This is a genomic window from Streptomyces sp. LX-29 (assembly GCF_029541745.1).
Lineage (GTDB): Bacteria > Actinomycetota > Actinomycetes > Streptomycetales > Streptomycetaceae > Streptomyces.
In genome coordinates this window covers 678,149-697,004 of the sequence record NZ_CP089746.1, presented here as the reverse complement: position 1 = coordinate 697,004, position 18,856 = coordinate 678,149, and the positions used below count along the sequence as shown (strand labels likewise).

Genomic DNA, 18,856 nt, shown 5'->3' with positions numbered 1-18,856 from the left:
CGTGATTACGTAACGCTCAGTCCAAAACCGAGGGAACGGAGAACCCCCATGGGTGAGACGCTGAAGGGCAAGGTCGCCCTGGTCACCGGCGGTTCGCGGGGCATCGGCGCGGCGACCGCGCGTGCCCTGGCCGACGAGGGCGCGCAGGTGGCGATCGGCTACGCGGCCTCGGCGGACAAGGCCGCCGCGGTGGTGCGCGATATCGAGGCCAAGGGCGTGCGCGCGGCCGCGTACCGGGCCGACCAGGCCGACACCGACCAGGTCGCCGAGCTGGTGCGGACCGTGGCGGCCGACTTCGGGCGGCTGGACATCCTGGTGAACAACGCGGGCGTCGCCGTCAACGGCCCGGTCGACGACCCGGACGCCGACGTCAGCGCCTTCGAGCGGCAACTCGCCGTCAACGTGGGCGGAGTGGTGGCCGCCGTACGGGCCGCGGCCACCGTGCTCGGAGAGGGCGGCCGGATCGTCACGGTCGGCTCCAACCTCGCCTCCCGCACGGGCTTCCCGGGGGTCGCCGACTACGCCGCGACCAAGGCCGCGATCGTCGGCTACAGCAAGGGCGCGGCGCGCGACCTCGCCCCGCGCGGCATCACGGTCAACGTCGTCCAGTCGGGGTCCGTGGGGACGGACATGAACCCGGAGGACGGTCCCACCGCGGACTCCCAGCGCGCGATGAACGCCATGGGCCGCTTCGGTCGCCCGGAGGAGATAGCGGCGGGCATCGTGTTCCTGGCCGGCCCCGGGGCCTCGTTCGTCACCGGCACCGTGCTCACCATCGACGGCGGCTACCTGGCCTGAGCGGCGTCCGCCGCACGGGGCGGCTGCCCCGTGCGGCGGGGAGCGTCGGCTCCGCGAGCGGCGTGGCCGGGGCCGCACGGCCGGTTCGCCATCCGCGGGTCCGCCGTACCATGCCGGTCCGCCGTACCATGCCCGGCGCTCGCCGCTCGGGGCTCAGCCGGCGTGGCTGATCCGCGGGCCCAACTCCCGGGCGAGGGCGATCGTCAGGGCGCGGAAGACATGCACCTCCGGGTTGCCGTCCCGCGCCCGGACGGCCAGGTAGCTGCTCTGCCAGGGCGCGTCGAGCACCGGGACGAACACCGCCCCGGGCCAGGCGTAGTAGCGGGCGAAGGACTTCAGCCCGGAGCCGGCGACGCGCCCGTTGACCACGCCCGTCAGCACTTCCTGCGGAGTCACCGCGTAGTCCGTGCCGCGCCGCCGGGCCTCCTGGTTGAAGTACAGGTAGTCCGTGAAGGGGCGCGGCGTATGGCGGGGCAGCCGGAAGAACGGCAGCTCCGCGATGTCCGCCACGGTCACCCCGTGCCCCCGGGCGTCCGCGATCGGCGACGACTCCGGCACCGCCACGATGCGCTGTTCGGTGGTCAGCACATCGGCGGCGATCCGCTCGTCGTCCGGCCCGGGCCGGACGAACGCCACGTCCACCCGGTCCTCGACCAGCGCGCTGACGTGCTCGGTGAAGTTCAGCTGACGCAGCTCGACGCGGACGTCCGGCCGCGCGCGCCGGTAGGCGCTGATCGAGGCCGGCGTCAGCTCCGCCGAGCCGTGGCCCATGATGCCCACCCGCAGCGGTCGTCCGCCCCCCGCCTTCTCCTCCCGCACCGCCTCGACCATGTCGTCCATCGCGGCGTTGGCGGCGGCCAGCAGCGTGCGTGTGTGGCCCACCAGCCGCGCGCCGGCCGGGGTGGGGGAGACGGGGTTGCGGTGGACCAGCCGGGTCCCGAGCTCGCTCTCCAGCCGTTGGACGTGCTGGGTGACGGCGGGCGGGGAGAGGAAGAGCCGCGCGGCGGCCCGCCCGAAGTGCCCCTCCTCGACCACCGCCAGGAAGGACGACAGCAAGCGCAGGTCCATACGGGTCACGATAGACAGATCGCACATCCGTCCGGCAGCGGAGTTCAGAAATCGTGAACGGGGGCGGCGCCGGCCGCCGGCCGTCCGTACAACTGCCGGCATGAGCCCAACCGTCGAGCACCCCACGGGCGACGGACGACGTCCCGCCGAGGCCGAACCCCAGATCACCACCGCGCCCACCGCCGCCGGGCCCACCGCCGCCGTGTCCGGTGCCACCGCGCCGACCGCCGCCGCGCCCACCGCCACCGTGTCCGGTGCCACCGCGCCGACCGCCGCCGCGCCCGCCGGGGGCGATGCGCCCGCCGCGCGCCCGTCGCGCCGCTTCGGACTGCGCGCGGCATGGATGATGACGGCCTCCGGCTGGAGCGCCAACCAGTTCTCCGCCCTGCTCGGCGCCTACCGCTCCGAGATGGGGCTGTCCGAGGCCACCGTGACCGGCCTGTTCGCCGTCTACGTGGTCGGGCTGGTCCCCGGGCTGTTGATCGGCGGCCCGCTCGCCGACCGGCACGGCCGCCGGCCGGTGGCCCTCACCGCCCTGGGCGTCAACCTCCTCTCCACCATGCTGCTGATGGCGGGCACCACCGCCACCTGGTGGCTGCTGCCCGGCCGCTTCCTCACCGGTGTCGGCGCGGGCGCCCTGCTGGCGGCGGGCAGCGCCTGGGTCAAGGAGCTCTCCTCGCCGCCCTACGCCGCCCTCGCACCGGCCGCGGCCGCCAAGCGGGCCGGGCTCTTCGTCTCCGCGGGCTTCGCCTCGGGCGGGCTGGTCGCCTCGCTGATCGCCCAGTGGGCGCCGCACCCGATGCTCACCGCCTACCTCCCGCACCTGGTGCTCGCGTCCGCCGCCGGCGCGGCTGCCTTCGGCGCGCCGGAATCCGGACGGCCCCGGCCCACGTCCGGTGCCCCGACGGCCCCTCGCGGCGCGGCGCCGTACCCCCGGGCCCGCTACCGGCGGGCGATACTCCCGCTCGCCCCCTGGGTGTTCGCCGGGCCGACCGTCGGCTTCGCCACCCTCCCCGGGCTGGTCGACGACGGTCTGACGGGGTGGCAGACGGTGTACGCGGGTATCGCCACCGCCGTGGTGCCCGGTGCCGGGCTGCTGGTCCAGCCGCTGGCCCGGCGCGTCGCCGCCCGGCACCGGCTGGCCACCGCCGTCAGCGGGCTGCTGGTCATCGCCGCGGGCTTCGCGCTCGCGGTGCCCGCCGCCGCGGCCGAGCAGCCGGCCCTGGCCCTCGCGGCCGCCGCGGTCCTGGGGGCCGGCTACGGACTGGCCCTGACCTACGGGCTCACCGAGGTGGCCGCGCTCGCCCCGCCGGAGCGGTTGGCCCGGCTCACCGCGCTGTTCTGGACGCTCGCGTACCTCGGCATGTTCACCCCCTACGCCCTCGCCCTGCTGTCCGCGGCCTTCCCGGTGACCGCCCTGCTGGCCGCCGGCGCGGCGCTGGCGGTGCTGACCTGCGGCGTGCTGATCCTGCTCAACCGCGGCGCGGAGCACTGAAAGCCTCCGCGCCGCCCCGCGCGGGGCGGACGGCGTAGCGTGGAAGGGTGCCCGGCGACCAGGTGACGCTGTTCTTGTGCGGCGATGTGATGCTGGGCCGGGGCGTCGACCAGATACTTCCGCACCCCGGCGACCCGGCCCTGCGCGAGGGGTACGTCCGCGACGCCCGCACCTACGTCCGACTGGCGGCGGAGGAGAACGGTCCGATGCCGTGGCCGGCCGACTTCACCTGGCCCTGGGGGGACGCCCTGCCGGCGCTGGAGGCCGCGGCGCCCGACGTGCGGGTGGTGAACCTGGAGACCAGCGTGACCCGTTGCGACACGTTCGCGCCGGCGAAGGGCATCCACTACCGGATGCACCCCGACAACCTCCCCGCGCTCACCGTCGTCCGCCCCGACGTCTGCGTTTTGGCCAACAACCACGTCCTGGACTTCGGTCGCCGGGGCCTGGAGGAGACGCTGCACACCCTGGCGGAGGCGGGGCTGCGGGTCGCCGGCGCCGGACGGGACGCGGAGCAGGCCCGGCGCCCCACCGCCGTCCCCGTCGCCGGCGGCGGTCGGGTCCTCGTCCTGGCCTTCGGGGTGCCCTCCAGCGGGATCCCGCACACCTGGGCCGCGACCGACGAGCGGCCCGGCGTCCATGTCGTGCCCGAGCTGACCACCGCGGCCGCCACCGCCCTCGCCGACCGGCTGCGCGCGGTGAGGCGGCCGGGCGACCTCGCCGTCGCCTCGGTGCACTGGGGCTCCAACTGGGGCTATGAGATCCCCCGCACCCAGATCCACTTCGCCCACACCCTCGTCGACGCCGGCGTCGACCTGGTGCACGGCCACTCCTCGCACCACCCCCGCCCGATGGAGGTCTACCGCGGCAAGCTCGTCCTCTACGGGTGCGGCGACTTCATCGACGACTACGAGGGCATCAGCGGCTATGCGCGGTACCGCGACGACCTGCGGCTGGCCTACCTCGCCGCGCTGTCCCCGGAGACCGGCCGGCTCACCGCGCTACGGATGGTGCCCCTCCAGGCCCACCGGCTGCGGCTGCGGTACGCGACGCCCGAGGACACGACCTGGCTGCGCACGACGCTGAACCACGTCAGCTCCGACTTCGGCACGGTCGTCGCCCCCGGGCCGGACGGCACACTCGTGCTCTCCCACGCGGAACCGGGCCCACCGGCCGGGTGACCCGAGGACCCGGTGCGTGGCTGTCACGGCGCGCCGGCGAGCGCGCCTCACGTCAGCCGTCCCTGTCATCCGTGTCGTCCTCATCCTCCTCGTCGTCCCCGCCGTCCTGGGCCGTGCCGGCCCCGGTCCGCTCGTTGGGGATCACGGCGGTGACGCCGTCCTCGGCGTTCTCCTCGGTCAGCGGGTACGGGCCGGTCACCGGCTGACCGGGCAGCACATACCCCGGCGGAACCGCGGCCTCCTTGAGGTAGTAGCTGCCGAGCGGCAGCTCGGAGAAGGCGCAGTGCCCGTCCGCGTCCGTGGCGCAGGCGGGGCCGACGCGGGTGTCGGCCGGGGAGCCGGTGGTCTGCGGCCCCGGGACATTGTTGCTCTCCCGCCACAGCTCGAAGGCGGCCCCGTGAAGGTGCCGACCACTCACCGCGTCCGTCTTGACGACCCGGAGCGTGCCGGTCGGACCGGGGGGTTCCGGCGAGCGGGAGTTGCCGGCGGTGACGGCGACGCCCTGTTCGACGTTGTCCTCGGTGAGGGTGAGCGGCCCGAAGACGGGGTCCTCGGGGAGGTCGTAGCCGTGCGGCGCGGCGATCTCGCGCCAGTAGTACGTGCCCGGCTCCACCGTGCGGGCGCAGCCGCCGTCCGGGCCGGTGGAGCAGACCTCGCCCACCAGGGTGTCGGAGGCGTCGTCCCCCGTCTGCAGGCCGGGCTCGTCGTTGGTCTCCCGCCACAGCTCGAACTCCGCCCCGGGCAGCGGACTGCCGTCGACGGCGTCGGTCTGGACGATGCCGACCCGTCCGGTGTTCGGCCCCACGCCGCCGCAGTCGGGCAGGTCGCCGTTGAAGGGGTACGCGTGGAACCCCTGGCCCCCGCCGTCGGTCGCCGCGCTGGTGTGGGTGACCGAGCCGGTGGTGAAGAAGCGGCCGTTGACGCCGGGCAGCGAGACCGTCGTCTGGGAGCGCCGCTCGCCGATCAGGAGACTGCCCTGGAACTGGCCGGTGCCCCGCAGCTCCACGCCGGTGGCGTCGGGAAAGTTCCACAACAGTCGGTCGCGATAGCCGTTGAGCGGGTCGGCGGTGTCGTCGACGCCCCCACTGGAGGTGTTGATCACCCGGTTGGAGCCGAGGACGTTGACCAGGATGGTGGCGTCCGCGGGGATGCCGGCGAACCGCACGCCCTGCTCTCGCCCACCCGGCCCGACCAGGTCGAAGTCGACGTTGAAGACCTGGAGCGAGGAGCTGCCGTCGCCGGTGAGGACCGTCGCCTCACCAGTGTTGACCGCGGTGCCGGTCGCCGGTCGCGGCCCGTCGCCGTCCCGCGCGTAGCACCGGCTGGCCTCGCTCAGCTGGTCACGGAGCGCGGCGTACGGGGCGATCGCGTTCGGGTCCCGCACGGCCGTGCCCGCGACGGTGCCGGTGGTGGTGCCCGCGGGCCGTACCACCCCGCCGTCCGCGAGCAGCCGCTGCCCGCCGGCCACCGTCACATCGCCACCGATGGAGAGGAAGTCCGAGCCCTCCGGGGGCGGGACCCGGGAGCCCACGTCCACCGCACCGACCTGGTAGACGGCGCTGTCACCGGCCGCCTTGTTCAGATCGAAGTCGCCGAGCACCACGAGCTTCCCCTCGGCCCCGGCCGCGTGCCCACGGACGAGGAAGTCGCCGCCCGCGAAGACGTTGACGCCCCTGTCCCGGCCCACCATGGGCCCGTTGCCCACCCCGGGGTACGGGTCGGGGCAGGTCCCCGGCACGCACGGGCCCAACCCGCCCGGCAGTGGCGCCGCACTGACCACCACGGCGCCCTCCGGCGCGGCGCCCCCCGGCCCCAGCCCGAGTGCCAGCGCCGGCGCCGAGGCGGCGACGACGACACAGCCGGCGATGGTGGCCCAGGGGCGGCCCCGCAGCCGACCAAGGATCGCTCTCATAGCGTCGACCTCATCTGTTTTCGGCTTCTCAGCAGCCCATTGGTTTGCTGACAGGCTGGGCACCGGCGGCGTACGGGCACGCCGCGACACTCCCGTCGACGGGTATTCAGATCACACAATCACTCGAACAACGCACCCGCTTGGCCGAGGGGCGGCGTGCGGGGGCCGGCTCTCCGGGCAGCCGAAGCCACCGTGAGAGCATGTTCGAATGAATGAGGGTTCGGTCGGTGTGCCTCGGGCACGACTCGCCCTGCTCGGAGGCGCGCTGATGGTGGTCGGGCTGCTCGCCGGATGCGGCTCGGAGCGGGCCGCGGACGCGGCGCACGCCCCGGGTGGGAGCCCCGGGGCACGCCTGCCCTCGGACCTCTCCGTCGCCACCCCCTCCGCCCCGCCCTCCTTCCCCACGACCGCCTGCCCGAAGTCGGGCGTCCTCGTCTACACCGACGAGGGAGAGGCCGCGATGGGCCTGCGGGTGATGGGGGTGAGGGTGCTCAACTGCGGCACTCGCCCCTACACCCTGAACGGCTACCCCACCGTCCGCGTCCGGGACGAGAAGCGACGGCTGGCGGCGGTCGAGATCCGGCGCGGAGCGTCGCCCATCGCCACCATCGACGGCTTCGACCCGGGCCCACGAGCCGTGACACTGCGCCCCGGCGACCGGGCGGTGGCCAAACTGGTCTGGCGGAACACCAGGGACGACGTCACGAGGACACCGGTCGACGGACGCTATCTGGACGTCACCCCCGGCGGGGGCGCGAAGCGGCAGACCGTGCCCGTCGTGATCGACCTCGGCACCACCGGCAGGCTGGGCGTCAGTGCCTGGGCGCCCGCGCCGCGGACGCCGGAGACCGCCCACCACCCCGAGGCGCCCCCGTCGCGAAGGTAGATCCGGCGACAAGTTCCCGCCATGGCTTCACCAAGGGCGGGTTGGCCGCGCGCGTGGCGGCGAACATGCCTTCGGAGCGATGTGCCGCCGGCGGCAGGCGCCGGTCATCTGAAGGACGGGGGACGTCGACATGCCCGTGACGACGACGCGTTGCCGAGCCGCTCACCACAAGGATCCGACGCCGTGCGAGGGCCCGGCGGACGTCGTCACCATCCTGGACAGCCGCGGTAGGGAGACCACCGCCTGTGTGCACCACGGGGCCCGGCTGCTCGCCAGCCTCGACGGCGGACGCGTCCACCCGCTCGCCGCGCTCCTCGACCACGCGCTGGAGGTGTGCAGCCGCGCGCGGACGCTCCCGCCGTACCCCTGGGAGATAGGGCTGTAGGACCCACTCGGCGAGCCGGCCGGGGGGAACCGGCGCCGCGGAGTCGGCGCCGTACGGCTCGCGGGAACCATACCGCCGGTGTGATCCCCGTCATGCCGACGGACCTCCCGCGGGCCGCCGGGGACACCGCGACCAGGATCTTTTCCCTCGGTGCAAGGACGCCTTGCACGCGCCGCACTGGAGCCCTCCGCGGCGCCTGGCGAGGATGCGCGCCATGGACTCCGACCAGGCGAAACCCCAGACGACCCGCCAAGCCGACGACCAGGCGCCGAACGCCCACGCGGGCGACAGCGCGGACGACCGCACGAGCGACCGCGACGCGCTGGCCGTGGTCAGCCAGAGCGGCCCGACCCTCACCTTCTTCGACGCCCACACCTACCGGCGGGAGCAGACGCTGCGTCTGCCCGCCGAGCCGCACGAGGCGTGTTTCGACCCGGACCGGCGGCTGCTGTACGTCGTCAGCACCTATGTGTCCGGGTACTACCACGACCACCGCGGTCGCGCCCGACAGCTGAGCGTGGTCGACCCCGACACCCGCCGACTGGTCGACGTCGTCGACCTCGGCCCGGATCACGCGCCGCACGGCCTGGCCCTGGACCGCGCGCGGAACCGGCTCTACGTCAGCGTCGAGGCCACCGACACCGAGCCGGGCGGCGTACTGATCCTCGACACGCGCACCCGGCGCCGGATCGGTCGGATCCCGACCATGGCGCCGGGCCCGCACTGGTTCGCCATCACCCCGGACGGCCGGCTCGGCTACGCCACCAACAAGGAGGCCCCGTACGTCTCCGTCGTCGACCTGGAGAACGACCGGTTCGCCGGCCGGGTCGAGGTCCCCGGCAGCGAGGGGCTGGACGTCTCACCCGACGGCCGCCACGTCTATGTCGCCGCGCCGAAGGGGGACTTCCGAGCCCACCTCGCCGGGGAGCCGGGGCCGCGGCCCGGACTGCGCGTCATCGAGACCGCCACCGGGCGCGTGGTGCGGACACTGCCCACCGAGGGAGTGGTCTTCCCCGTCCACACCACGGCCACCGGCGCGGTGCTCGCCGGCGAGCTGCGGATGGCCGAGGGGCCGGGCGGCGCCCTGGGCACCCACACCGACGGGGTGCTGACCGTCTTCGCCCCCGACACCCTCGAACCGGTCGGCCAGGTGACGGTGGGGCGCTTCCCCCTCACCATCACCTCCTCCCCGGACGGCACCCTGGGCTTCGTGGCCAACGTCATGTCCAGCACCGTGACGGTCGTCGACCTCCACCGACTCCAGGTGGTCACCACACTCGGCGTGGACCACGCCGGCGAGGCGGGCGCTCACGGGCTCGCCTACCTCCCCGCGGCCCCCGCCGGGCCGAGGCCGCACCCTCCCGCGGCCTGAGCCCGGGGCCCGCGGCCGTACTCCGCCCCTCTCGCCGCCGTGCCCCGTCAAGCGGCCGTGACCAGCAGCCGGGCGGGGGTGAGCAGCGGTCTGTCCGCCACCCCCGGGGAGGCGGCGCCGAGACTCGGGTCCTCCTCGCGCGCCCCGCTGAGCAACAGGCTGAGCAACACCGTCGCGGCCTGCCCGCGCAGCGTCTCCGCGGCGCGCGGAAGCCGGGCGGCGTGCTCGGCGGGCAACGACAGCGCCACACAGGAGGCCGCGGGCCCGGTCCCGATCGGTACGGCGGCACAGACCGTCCCGAGGGCGTACTCCTGGAGGTCCAACACGGGAGCGGCGGGCGGCCGGCTGTCCAGCGCCTGGAAGAGCCGCTGGTGGCTGGTGATCGTACGGGAGGTGAGGCGGGCCGCCCGGTGTCGGGCGAGATGATCCATCCGACCGTCGTAGTCCAACTGCGTGAGCAGGCACTTCCCCACGGCGCTGGCGTGCGCGGCGGCCCGGAAGTCGACCCACTCGTTGACCCTGGGCGTGCCGGGCCCGTCCGCGTACTGCTCCACGGCGACCTCGCCGTCGGCGTACCGGCTGACGTACACCGCCGCGCCCACCGTGTCCCGTAGCACGGCCAGCGTGTGCCGGAGCTGCCGGTGCCCCGCGTCCGCCCCGCCCCCGGTGCCCAGCAGCCGCAGGGTGGGTCCCGGCAGGTAGCCGGTGGCGACCCGGAGCGCGAAGCCCTCGCGCAGCAGCAGCTGTATGGCCCGAGCCAGCGCCTGTTCGGTCAGCCCGGTCTCGTGGGCGATCTGAGCGCCGCTCACCCCGCCCGAGTAGCGCCCGATGACCTCCAGCACGCGCAGCGCCCGGTGCACGGGCTCCAGCACGCCCGGCGCGGGGCGCCCGCGGGGCACCTGCTGCGCGGCGTGGGTGAGCGAGGGGGCGCGCAGCGGCAGCGGGGACCACCGCCCCGGAGGGCCGGGCGGTGGGCTCGCATACCGATCCGGGGGACCGGCCTCCCCGCCACGGTGCGGCGAGTGCGGCCGCGCCGTCGCCCGGGACCGCCGCGCCAACAGAGCGGCGCAGCAGCGCAACTGGGCGACGAACCGCGGCCCGGGCAGCACCACCTCGCCCAGGTCGGCGTCCTCCTCGACGGTCAGCCGCCCGACCGCCGCGGCCAGCGCCGGGCACAGGGCGTCGGCCCGCGCGCCGTGGCAGTGCGCCGGCGCCCCCGCCTCCGACCGGAGCGGGTCGCCGACGGCCCCGAGGTCGTGGGGCGAGATCGGCGGCGAGGCCCAGACGGTCCCCGCGCGAAGGGACTCCTCCAGTGCTCGGGGCCGCCCCGGCAGGCCGTCCGGACCGGGTTCGGCCGGCACGTCCTCGCCGGGCGCGGCCGCCGCGGCGGAGCGTGCGCCTCCGTCGTCCGCGGGGCGTGCGGGGCGTGCGGTGCCGTCGCCCTCCGCGTCGCGCCCGGTGCGGCCCCGCTCGGCGACTCCGGGGCCGGCCGGGCCCGGTGCGGGGTGGCGCGACGCCGGTGCGTCGTGTTCGGGTCGGGGGCCCGCCGGTTGACGCGGTGTCAGGCCGTCGTCTGCGGCCTGGTCGTCGTCGGGCCGGCCGGCGGCGCCGCGGTCCCGCCCCTGAGGAGCGGTCGCCTGCGCCTGCCAGTGGCGGGCCGCTCGGACCTCGGACCGCTTGAGGTGGAGCAGGTACATGAAGCGTGCCGCCGCCCGGGACCCCGCCCCGGCCGCGTACTGCCACCAGAACTGCGCGGCGTCCTCCCGGCGCGCCAGCAACAACGCGCAGCCGAGGACCAGCGCCCCCTCCGGGCCCATCGCCCCCGCGAACCGACCCGTGGCGGCCGCCATGGCGGAGGGGTCGCGCAACAGCCGCGACGCCGACGCGTCCAACGCCCGCGCGGCCCGCTCATGACCGGAGGTGTCCAACAGCAGCGGGTCCTCCGGCACGGCGGCCGCCCCACCGGACCGCGCCCCGCCGACGCGGCCCCGGGCGGCCGGGCGGGTACGACACGCCGGCGGGGACGGCCGGTCGCGCACCACGCGGTAGGCGATACGGCGGCGTGCGGCGTACTCGTCGTAGTCGGCGAACTCCTCGGTGAGCACCAGGGCGTTCCGCAGCGCCTCGTCGATCCCCGTCGCGTCGAACCTCCGGGCCATCTCGCTCACTTCCCCATCTCCTCTGCGGTGGACTCTCCGGAGGGCTCACCGGGGGACTCACCGGGGGGCCAGGCGAACCCGAGCTCCCGGGCCAGCCGACGCCGTGCGCCGCGCACATGCGAGCGCACGGTGGCGTAGGAGACGCCCATCATCTGGGCGGCCTTCTGCTGGGGATAGCCGAGCACGAAAACGAGCACGATCACGTCGTAGTGGCGTTCGGGCAGTTTGGCGATGGCCGTGTAGAGGCCGAGGCGTGACTCCAGCAGCTCCAGACGGGTCCGACTCGACTCCCGCAGCGCCGCGAAGGCGGCCGTCTCCACCAGCGCGACGGGCCGGTCCAGCGCCTCCAGCCGACGTATGACCGCCTCCTTCAGCGCCGCCCACGCGTACGCCTCGGCGCTGGGCTGGCGCAGGACGTGGCCCCAGACCCGCAGCAGATGGGTGAACACGTCCTCGACGGTCTGGGCGGCCCGCTCACGGCTGCCTAACTGCAGATACGCATAGCGCAGATACGCGCGATGGTGCTGGGAGTGGAAGGCCGCGTAGTCGACGGGGAGCACCCCCGCCAGATCGTCACGCACCGCCTGCTCGGCCCAGGGGTCCTGCTGGTCCACCTGCCTCGGGTCCTTCCCGTCGTCGGCCGCCACCGCGCCCTCGGGCAGGCCTCCGCAGCGCGATTCCCGATCCGGCGAGGCGGGGAGGACGCGGGGGGCGCGGTGCTCTCCCTCCCCAGCCAAGCGAAGAGTGGGGTGCTCTGTGCACGGTCCGGCATACAGGTCATCCGATCTGATGTCTCCGATTCACCGCGCGCCCCCCCTGGTGATTTCGCGCGCCCCCCTGGTGACGCCGTGGACGGGGACCTGTCCGCGGCGGGCGAGCCGCCCGAGGGCATCCGACGCCTCCCGGTGACCGACGCGGTGGGCGTGCGCCGTGGGTGGAGGTCCACCAGAAGGTGTGCGGCACCGGTCGGGTGCGGGCGGGGTGCGGGCGCGGATATGGCGGCGGCAAATCGACCATCGGTGGCTTGAATGTCCGTAGCGCACCAAGAGTGGTGCTCCATATCGTGATGGCCGCAACGGGTGCTAATTGCTCGATTTGCAGCGACATAGCGACACACAACGAAGCGTTCCATCCCCCATGATCAGGAGGAATGATGCGCAAGCGAATGTGGACGGCGCTATCGGCCGCCGCCGGGGCGGTCGCCCTTTCCCTGACCGCCACTCCGGCCTCCGCCTCGACGGCGGAACTGCCCAGCTTCAGAGTGGGAATCCAGCTCTCCGACGACCGCGGTAGAACGCAGTTCGGCGCCGAACAGTTCACCAGGTACGCGAAATTCGGGAACAGCGTCTCCCCGTGGGCCGGCGACGCCAACGGCTACGACCCCGACGCCGTGCTCATCGACCTGAACACCACCCCGGGCAGTCAGCTGGGCCGGACGGACTTCCGCATCGGCGCGCAGGCCATGGACGGAAACGGTCACTACGGACCCGTCCAGTACTCCCCCTGGGCCAGCGAGGGTGGCGGCGAATCGCCCGTCGCCACCGATGACAACGGATACGACCCCGACAAGTACCGGCTGTTCCTCGACAGTCGGGCCTGGCCGATATCCGCCCCGCTGCTCGACTTCCGCCTCTCCGTGACGGTGGTGGACGGACCCACCTCGGGTGTGGCCGCCGTGACCCCCTGGGCCAGCCAGGGTGGCGGTCGCAGCGAATTCGCGGTCGACGACAACAGCTATGACTTCGACGGCCTGAAGGTCGGTATCGAGGTGCAGTAACCCCGCCCTCGGAGCAGCGCACCGGCCCGGATCGCCGCCCAGCCGCGATCCGGGCCGGAGTGTCTCCCCGAACGGATTCCTTGTCCACTCGTGTGGTCCCGCCGCCCTGCTTTCCCTTTAGGTCGTTCGAGTCAGGAAAGCGCGAAGCGGGTGTCGGTCGATCGGCGCGCGGGTACCTTGCGCTCGCATCACCCGACCCCGAAAACCCGCCGAATCAGCTGGGAGCAATGGGCCATGCGAGTCACGATCAATCACGAGGTCTGTATCGGCAGCGGTCTGTGCGCGCTGACCGCACCCGCGGTCTTCACCCAGGACGACGACGGATACTCCGCCCTGGTCCCCGGCCACGAGGACAGCGCCGACGACCCCATGGTCCGCGAGGCGGTCCGGGCCTGCCCGGTCCAGGCGCTCTCCGTTTCCGGCGACTGACGAGGGGTCTTCCGTCGACTGACGAGGCGTCGGGGCTGTTCGGTCGTCCGGCCGTGCCCGCGGCCGACCGGGGCACCCGGGCCCGAACGCCCTCCCGGACACGTCGGCCGCCCCGCGGCCGCTCCGCCCCGCAGCCGACAGCCGACTGCTTTGATGACCCCATGGCCACCATCGAACTGATCCAGGGCGACATCACGAAGCAGCATGTCGACGCCGTCGTCAACGCGGCGAACTCGTCCCTCCTCGGCGGCGGTGGCGTCGACGGCGCCATTCACCGCGCGGGCGGCCCGGACATCCTCGACGCCTGCCGCGACCTGCGCGCCTCCCGCTACGGCAAGGGCCTCCCGACCGGCCAGGCCGTGGCCACCACCGCAGGTCGCCTCCCCGCCCGGTGGGTCATCCACACCGTCGGCCCGGTGTTCCATGCTTCCGGCGGCGACGAGTCGCTGCTGGCCTCCTGCTACCGGGAATCCCTGCGCGTCGCGGACGAGCTGGGCGCGCGGACCGTGGCGTTCCCGGCCATCTCCACGGGCGTCTACCGGTGGCCCATGGAGGACGCGGCCCGCATCGCGGTCGAGACGGTGCGGCAGACGGAGACGAGGGTGGAGAAGGTCCGCTTCGTTCTCTTCGACGAGCGGGCGTACGAAGCGTTCGCCGCACAGGTGGGTGGCTGACCCGCCGCTCCACTCAGAGCGCCCGCCCGGCCGAGCCCCGCCGGACGCGTGGCTCGCGTGTCCGGCGGGGGATGGGAGGAGGGTCGGGCGACCCGGCCCTCCTCCCCGGTTCTGTTACGGCCAGCCCTGCGTCACCTTGGCGGGGGCGGTGTTCCAGCTCTTGGGTATGAACGCGATCATGTACGTTCCGCGGTCGAAGTCCGCGTACCCGGCAGACCAGTTCCGGAACTTGCTCTCGTACACGTGCATGGGGCCCAGGTCGCTGTTGGGCGCGTGATAGTGGTCGCCGTGGGTCCACACGGTTTTGTCGGCGTCCGCCTCTGTCTGTGCCCCGAACCAGCCGTAGTCGAAATTGACCCAACGGTCGCCGGGATTGGCGGGACCGCGCGGAATGTTCCTGTCCTTCGACATGTCGACCAGGCCGGTGCCCGGGTTGGGACGGAAGCCTTCCGGGTCGCCGTACTTCCTCTTGTCAGAGGAGCCCCACTGGTCCTGCCCGCTCCAGAAGTGCTTCGAGTAGATCACCGCCTTCATCTTGGAGGGGTCGTTGTTGCCGCCATCCCTTTCCCTGAAGGACGGTGTGTTCCTCAGCGCCGAGTAGAAATTCGAGCGGCTGTCCTCGTGGAGCAGAGCGTCGTTGTTGTTCGTGAGCTCCGTCTTGAGGTTGTCGATGTAGGCCCCCTCGGTGTGGGCGTTCTCCAGGGCCTTGTTCATGACGGACGCCACATCACGTGCCCGCTTGAAACCCTTCTCCTCGTCGAAGCTTTCCTTGGCGATGCGGCCCTCGAACTCCGCGCGCGTTTCGTTGGGTCGGGGGCTGGTGTTCTCCAGGTCGTTCTTGTACTTCTTCTCGTCGAAGTACGCGAACGCCAGTTTGTTCGCCGGGTAGGGGCCCGTATTGGCCCAGGTGACGCCGACGCAGCCGTAGGACAGCTTTTCTCGCTGCTCCTGGGTCATTTGCTGCTTCTTGCCGTCGCGGTGACTGTAGACCTGTTGCCACTTGCGTATGTAGTTGTTGACGACCGTGGTGGCCCTGCCTCCGTAGGCCCGGTACGCGTCAGGCATCCGGTCGAGCGGCTCGGCGGGAGGGGTCACCCTGTCGTCGGCGGCCGGGGACGCGCTGGCGCTCGGAGGTAATCCCACCGGAGGCTTGCCGGGTCGACCCAGAGTCAGGGCGCTTTCGTTCAGTGCGTTGATGTTCTCGACTTCATCCGCCGTCAGGCCGTGCGTTGCGGCGTAGGATTTCTCCGTTTCCCCGTCGCGGTTGTCGGCGGCCTGGCTGACCGACGGCAGGAATCCGGAGGTGCATATGACCGCACCCACGGTGGCGAAGGCGAGAATTCTCCGGTATTCGGACATGAAGATCAATGACTCCCTTGTGGTGAAACGCGTGAACGAGGGCATGTGAGAGCGCAACGCAGTGGAGGGGTTTGCGCCGGATCGTGCCGGCGGGCACGGGCGGCGCGGCCGGGTACCGGGCCTGTCCCCGGTCGCCATCGCGACCCCCCACTGCCGCTCGGGGCCTTTCCTCGCGACGCGGTCGCCCGCCCGGCGGGGCTGGTCGCGAAGGTCGGGTGGGGTCGGTGGCTCGCTACATCAGGGTCGTCGCCGAGGCGACGACGCGGGCCCGGTCCGGGTGGTCGGGGTCGCCGTAGCGGACCTCGACGCGCGGGTGGGAACGCATGAACTCGGTGTCGACCAGGCGGACCCGGCCGGGGTGGTCGACCGTGCGCACGGCGATGTCCGTGTCGAGGAAGAAGCTGAACTCACCCGTGGCCGGGGCGTAGACGAAGAACGTGCCGTCCGCGAACTTCTGCCGCGCGACGTCGTCCGTCAGGACCAGGGACCAGAAGCCCACGCAGTGGCCCGCGGGACACATGAACTGGAAGTCGGCCCGCAGGCCGTCCAGTTCCATCCAGCGGAAGGGGTTGTCGTCGTCCGCGTCGATCGTGGTGACAGTGCCGGCAGGGGCACCGGTCGCCGGGGCGGTCGTGTCCGGGGCGGCCGCCTGGGCTCCCTGAGGGGGGAGCAGGGCGAGCGCCGCGGTCGCGGCGACGGCGGTGAGGGCACGGAGAGCGGTTCCGCGTATCACTTCTCGTCTCCTGGATGAGTGATCAGGTCGATACGAGCAGTGATCATGTCCCGCTTGTTAACTCCCCAGCAACACCACGGTTATATAACCGGCCAACCTGTCACATGGGGCGATATCCGGCCATGGATCAGATCCGGCCGGGTGTGGGGGATGCGATGCGGCGGCGCTCTCCCTCCTCGTGGTGTGCGGGGGCGGCGAGCCGCCGACCCGCCCCGAACCTCCTGCGCCGGCCACCCGCCCGCGGATCGGTGTGGCGCCGCACCCTTCGGCGTTCCCGTTCAACCCCGGCTGGGCGGGAGGCGTAGGGCGAGGATGGCCATGTCGTCGTGGCCGTCGCTGGGGTGGTGGTCGGCCAGGGCCTGGACGAACTCCTGCGGCGGCAACGCGGCGTGGGCGACGGCGAGTTCGGTGAGCGCGGCCAGTCCGTCGTCGAGGGTGCGGTCGGCGTGCTCGACGAGACCGTCGGTGAAGAAGACGATGGTGGCGCCCCCGGGCAGGGTGCGGGTGTGATCGGGGCGAGGCTGGGCGGTGTCCACCCCGAGCGGCAGGCCGGGATCGGCGTGCAGGTACTCCACCTCCCGACCAGGGACGATCAGGAGCGGTGGCAGATGGCCCGCGGTGCTCCAGCGCAGCGTCCAGCCGCCTTCAGTGGGTTCGAGGAGAGCCAGGCAGGTGGTGGTGAACGGTCCTTCGACGGTGGCGTTCAGGGTGCGGTCGAGCTGGTTGAGGATCGCGCTGGGCGGTGTGCGCAGATCGAAGAGCAGGGCCCGGAGCATGCTGCGGGTGGAGGCCATGGCGGCGGCCGCGTGGAGGTCGTGGCCGCCCACGTCGCCGATGGCGACGCCCGTCGTGCCGTCGGGCAGGCAGACGGCGTCGTACCAGTCGCCGCCGAGCGCGCTGGGCTCGGCGGCGGGCTGGTAGACGGCCGCCGCCGTGAGCGGACTGAGGTCGGGCAGCGCGGGCAGCAGCAGGCGTTGGAAGGTCTCGGCGCTGTCCCGGAGTTCTCCGAACAGGCGGGCGTTCTCGATCGCGATGCCGGCGGCGCCGGCGAGGGCGACGAGGAGATCCTGGTCCTTGCGCTCGAAGGGCCGTCCGTCGCGTCGCTCGGACAGGTAGAGGTCGCCGTAGATTTCGCCGCGGACGCTGATCGCCGCTCCGAGGAGCGTGCGGAGGTGCGGGTGGCCGGGGGGAAATCCGGCCGAGGCCGGGTGGGTGGCGATGTCGTCGATCCGCAGCGGTTCCGGGTGGCGGATCAGATGTCCCAGCACGCCCAGGCCGCGGGGGAAGTCCACGCCGGCCAGAGCGGCTCGCTCCCGCTCGGACAGGCCGGCGGTGATGAACTGCTCCAGATGCTCGCCGGACTCGGCCAGCACACCCAGCGCGCCGTAGCGGGCACCGACCAGGTTCATGGCGGTGGTGACGATGCGGTGCAGCACCGTGGACAGCTCCAGCTCACTGCTGATGGCCATGACCGCGTCCAGCAGCCCCTGAAGCCTGTCCTTGGCGGCGGACAGCTCGGTGAGCCGCTCGCTGACCTGATGAAGCTCGGCGTCCAGACGTGCGAGGTCGGGCCTGCGCGGCGGCTCCTCCCGGTGCCCGGCCATCATGAGCGCCTGATGCGCCGATGCTCGTTCCTGCGCCGCATACGGCCCCCGTTCGCCAGACTGTTCGTGGATCGTGGGTGGCGAAGCGCGCCCCGTGGGCGCGGCGGATCCGCTGATCCAGCCGCACGCACGCGTGGGACGCCCGGCCTTCTGGCACGGCCTTCCGACGCGACCGCGGTCGCCCAGGACCACAGGCTGACACGACGGAGCCGGCCGCTTCGCTCATTACTCCGAAAAACGGCATGCCGCTCGGGACGGCCCCAGACGGCCCCGCTTCCGTCTGCCCCCGCCACCGGCTCGGCCGACGAATTCACGTACGTGGGGTGAGCCTCGCCCCGGCGCCGCCTCGCGATGAGGTCGGGCCCGGGGGTTCGTCAGTCCGCTTCCGGCTGGGTGCGTCGTGCGTAGGCGCGGGCGGCGCGGGCGCGGTCGCCGCAGCGGGTCGAGCACCAGTGGCGGCGACCGTGGCGCAGCAGGTAGCGGGTACAGGGCGTGGAGCCGCAGCCGATGAGGCGGTCGGCGTCGGGGCCGGTGAGGAGGTCGGCCGCGCTGGCCGCGAGGGTCGCGAGAGCGCGGTCGAGGATCTCGTGGGTGGGGCACGGGACCGCCCGGTAGGGGCCGTTCCTCTCGTCCCAGTACAGCAGGGCGGCCGAGGGGGCCTTGCTCAGCGCGTCGTTGACGGCGGACAGCGCCGCGGGCAGGGCGGGCAGCCCGGCGACGCGGGCGGCGAACAACGACCTGAGGTGCTCGCGCAGCGAGCGCAGCTGCGCCGCGCACATCTCCCGCACCCCGGCGTCAGCCGGCGCGAGGCCGCGTTCGGTGAGCCACCGATTCGTGGCCTCGGGGGTGCCGAGGAGGTCGATGAAGTGCCCTCCGGGCAGCGCGAGGGCGCTGTTGACGAAGTCGAGAGCGAGGTGTTCCTCGGCCCCCGGAGCGGGGGGTGGCGCGGATTCGGGGGTCGGGGTCTCGCTCATGGATGTCATGGTACGTCTTGCGCTCATCCGTGAGACATCACTATCGTCCT

At 73.2% G+C, this 18,856-nt stretch carries 16 protein-coding genes and 1 pseudogene; 9 read left to right on the top strand and 8 right to left on the bottom strand.

The features are described 5' to 3' along the window. Window positions 1-48: 48 nt before the first annotated feature. The gene (locus LRS74_RS03130; protein WP_277739527.1) at window positions 49-798 is read left to right on the top strand and encodes an SDR family oxidoreductase; all 750 of its coding nucleotides are present in this window, start codon (window positions 49-51) and stop codon (window positions 796-798) included. A gap of 153 nt (window positions 799-951) precedes the next feature. Here LRS74_RS03130 and LRS74_RS03125 read toward each other — a convergent pair whose 3' ends face one another. Beyond that, window positions 952-1,866 (bottom strand): LysR family transcriptional regulator, encoded by a 915-nt coding sequence (locus tag LRS74_RS03125; RefSeq protein WP_277739526.1) that lies wholly within the window; start codon window positions 1,864-1,866, stop codon window positions 952-954. A 100-nt stretch (window positions 1,867-1,966) separates the two neighbouring features. On the opposite strand from LRS74_RS03125, the gene LRS74_RS03120 reads away from it, so the two are divergent. Together LRS74_RS03120 and LRS74_RS03115 are read left to right on the top strand one after the other, a co-directional pair. Further along, window positions 1,967-3,361 (top strand): MFS transporter, encoded by a 1,395-nt coding sequence (locus tag LRS74_RS03120; protein ID WP_277739525.1) that lies wholly within the window; start codon window positions 1,967-1,969, stop codon window positions 3,359-3,361. A gap of 47 nt (window positions 3,362-3,408) precedes the next feature. After that, window positions 3,409-4,542, top strand: a complete 1,134-nt coding sequence (locus LRS74_RS03115; RefSeq protein WP_277739524.1) for a CapA family protein — start codon at window positions 3,409-3,411, stop codon at window positions 4,540-4,542. 52 nt (window positions 4,543-4,594) lie between these two features. Here LRS74_RS03115 and LRS74_RS03110 read toward each other — a convergent pair whose 3' ends face one another. Then, window positions 4,595-6,454 carry a choice-of-anchor A family protein gene (locus tag LRS74_RS03110; RefSeq protein WP_277739523.1) on the bottom strand — a complete coding sequence of 620 codons (1,860 nt, stop codon included), beginning with the start codon at window positions 6,452-6,454 and terminating at the stop codon, window positions 4,595-4,597. Between the two features lie 208 nt (window positions 6,455-6,662). Here LRS74_RS03110 and LRS74_RS03105 point away from each other — a divergent pair, with 208 nt between their 5' ends. From LRS74_RS03105 to LRS74_RS03095, 3 genes are all read left to right on the top strand, one after another. Further along, a complete protein-coding gene (locus tag LRS74_RS03105) occupies window positions 6,663-7,340 on the top strand; it encodes a DUF4232 domain-containing protein (protein WP_277739522.1) in 678 nt (225 codons plus the stop codon). Window positions 7,341-7,470: 130 nt separating this feature from the next. Further along, complete coding sequence (locus tag LRS74_RS03100; RefSeq protein ID WP_277739521.1) at window positions 7,471-7,725, top strand: hypothetical protein; 255 nt, start codon at window positions 7,471-7,473, stop codon at window positions 7,723-7,725. A 214-nt stretch (window positions 7,726-7,939) separates the two neighbouring features. Next, window positions 7,940-9,097, top strand: a complete 1,158-nt coding sequence (locus LRS74_RS03095) for a YncE family protein (RefSeq protein ID WP_277739520.1) — start codon at window positions 7,940-7,942, stop codon at window positions 9,095-9,097. A gap of 149 nt (window positions 9,098-9,246) precedes the next feature. Here the strand turns inward: LRS74_RS03095 and LRS74_RS03090 are convergent. Beyond that, a pseudogene (locus tag LRS74_RS03090) lies at window positions 9,247-9,996 on the bottom strand (IclR family transcriptional regulator C-terminal domain-containing protein); the annotation flags it as partial. Between the two features lie 1,265 nt (window positions 9,997-11,261). After that, the gene (locus LRS74_RS03085; RefSeq protein ID WP_277739519.1) at window positions 11,262-11,870 is read right to left on the bottom strand and encodes a sigma-70 family RNA polymerase sigma factor; all 609 of its coding nucleotides are present in this window, start codon (window positions 11,868-11,870) and stop codon (window positions 11,262-11,264) included. A gap of 536 nt (window positions 11,871-12,406) precedes the next feature. On the opposite strand from LRS74_RS03085, the gene LRS74_RS03080 reads away from it, so the two are divergent. From LRS74_RS03080 to LRS74_RS03070, 3 genes are all read left to right on the top strand, one after another. Next, window positions 12,407-13,033: a hypothetical protein gene (locus LRS74_RS03080; RefSeq protein ID WP_277739518.1), complete on the top strand. Its 627-nt coding sequence runs from the start codon at window positions 12,407-12,409 to the stop codon at window positions 13,031-13,033. Window positions 13,034-13,267: 234 nt separating this feature from the next. Further along, window positions 13,268-13,462 (top strand): ferredoxin, encoded by a 195-nt coding sequence (locus tag LRS74_RS03075; RefSeq protein ID WP_277739517.1) that lies wholly within the window; start codon window positions 13,268-13,270, stop codon window positions 13,460-13,462. Window positions 13,463-13,623: 161 nt separating this feature from the next. Further along, window positions 13,624-14,136, top strand: a complete 513-nt coding sequence (locus LRS74_RS03070; RefSeq protein WP_277739516.1) for an O-acetyl-ADP-ribose deacetylase — start codon at window positions 13,624-13,626, stop codon at window positions 14,134-14,136. A 114-nt stretch (window positions 14,137-14,250) separates the two neighbouring features. On the opposite strand, the gene LRS74_RS03065 is transcribed toward LRS74_RS03070, so the two are convergent. From LRS74_RS03065 to LRS74_RS03050, 4 genes are all read right to left on the bottom strand, one after another. Further along, window positions 14,251-15,495 carry a protein-glutamine gamma-glutamyltransferase gene (locus LRS74_RS03065; protein ID WP_277744572.1) on the bottom strand — a complete coding sequence of 415 codons (1,245 nt, stop codon included), beginning with the start codon at window positions 15,493-15,495 and terminating at the stop codon, window positions 14,251-14,253. Window positions 15,496-15,727: 232 nt separating this feature from the next. Next, entirely contained in the window at window positions 15,728-16,228 is a 501-nt protein-coding gene (locus LRS74_RS03060; RefSeq protein WP_277739515.1) for a hypothetical protein, read from the bottom strand. A gap of 278 nt (window positions 16,229-16,506) precedes the next feature. After that, complete coding sequence (locus tag LRS74_RS03055) at window positions 16,507-17,832, bottom strand: GAF domain-containing SpoIIE family protein phosphatase (protein ID WP_277744571.1); 1,326 nt, start codon at window positions 17,830-17,832, stop codon at window positions 16,507-16,509. 374 nt (window positions 17,833-18,206) lie between these two features. Further along, window positions 18,207-18,806 (bottom strand): ABATE domain-containing protein, encoded by a 600-nt coding sequence (locus LRS74_RS03050; RefSeq protein WP_277739514.1) that lies wholly within the window; start codon window positions 18,804-18,806, stop codon window positions 18,207-18,209. Between the last annotated feature and the right edge of the window lie 50 nt (window positions 18,807-18,856).

Coding starts and splice junctions, on each gene's coding strand:
- LRS74_RS03095 (WP_277739520.1), top strand. CDS start 7,940: ATGGACTCCGACCAGGCGAAACCCCAGACGACCCGCCAAGCCGACGAC.
- LRS74_RS03105 (WP_277739522.1), top strand. CDS start 6,663: ATGAATGAGGGTTCGGTCGGTGTGCCTCGGGCACGACTCGCCCTGCTC.
- LRS74_RS03055 (WP_277744571.1), bottom strand. CDS start 17,832: ATGGCCGGGCACCGGGAGGAGCCGCCGCGCAGGCCCGACCTCGCACGT.
- LRS74_RS03100 (WP_277739521.1), top strand. CDS start 7,471: ATGCCCGTGACGACGACGCGTTGCCGAGCCGCTCACCACAAGGATCCG.
- LRS74_RS03125 (WP_277739526.1), bottom strand. CDS start 1,866: ATGGACCTGCGCTTGCTGTCGTCCTTCCTGGCGGTGGTCGAGGAGGGG.
- LRS74_RS03070 (WP_277739516.1), top strand. CDS start 13,624: ATGGCCACCATCGAACTGATCCAGGGCGACATCACGAAGCAGCATGTC.
- LRS74_RS03065 (WP_277744572.1), bottom strand. CDS start 15,495: ATGTCCGAATACCGGAGAATTCTCGCCTTCGCCACCGTGGGTGCGGTC.
- LRS74_RS03075 (WP_277739517.1), top strand. CDS start 13,268: ATGCGAGTCACGATCAATCACGAGGTCTGTATCGGCAGCGGTCTGTGC.
- LRS74_RS03130 (WP_277739527.1), top strand. CDS start 49: ATGGGTGAGACGCTGAAGGGCAAGGTCGCCCTGGTCACCGGCGGTTCG.
- LRS74_RS03080 (WP_277739518.1), top strand. CDS start 12,407: ATGATGCGCAAGCGAATGTGGACGGCGCTATCGGCCGCCGCCGGGGCG.
- LRS74_RS03050 (WP_277739514.1), bottom strand. CDS start 18,806: ATGAGCGAGACCCCGACCCCCGAATCCGCGCCACCCCCCGCTCCGGGG.
- LRS74_RS03110 (WP_277739523.1), bottom strand. CDS start 6,454: ATGAGAGCGATCCTTGGTCGGCTGCGGGGCCGCCCCTGGGCCACCATC.
- LRS74_RS03120 (WP_277739525.1), top strand. CDS start 1,967: ATGAGCCCAACCGTCGAGCACCCCACGGGCGACGGACGACGTCCCGCC.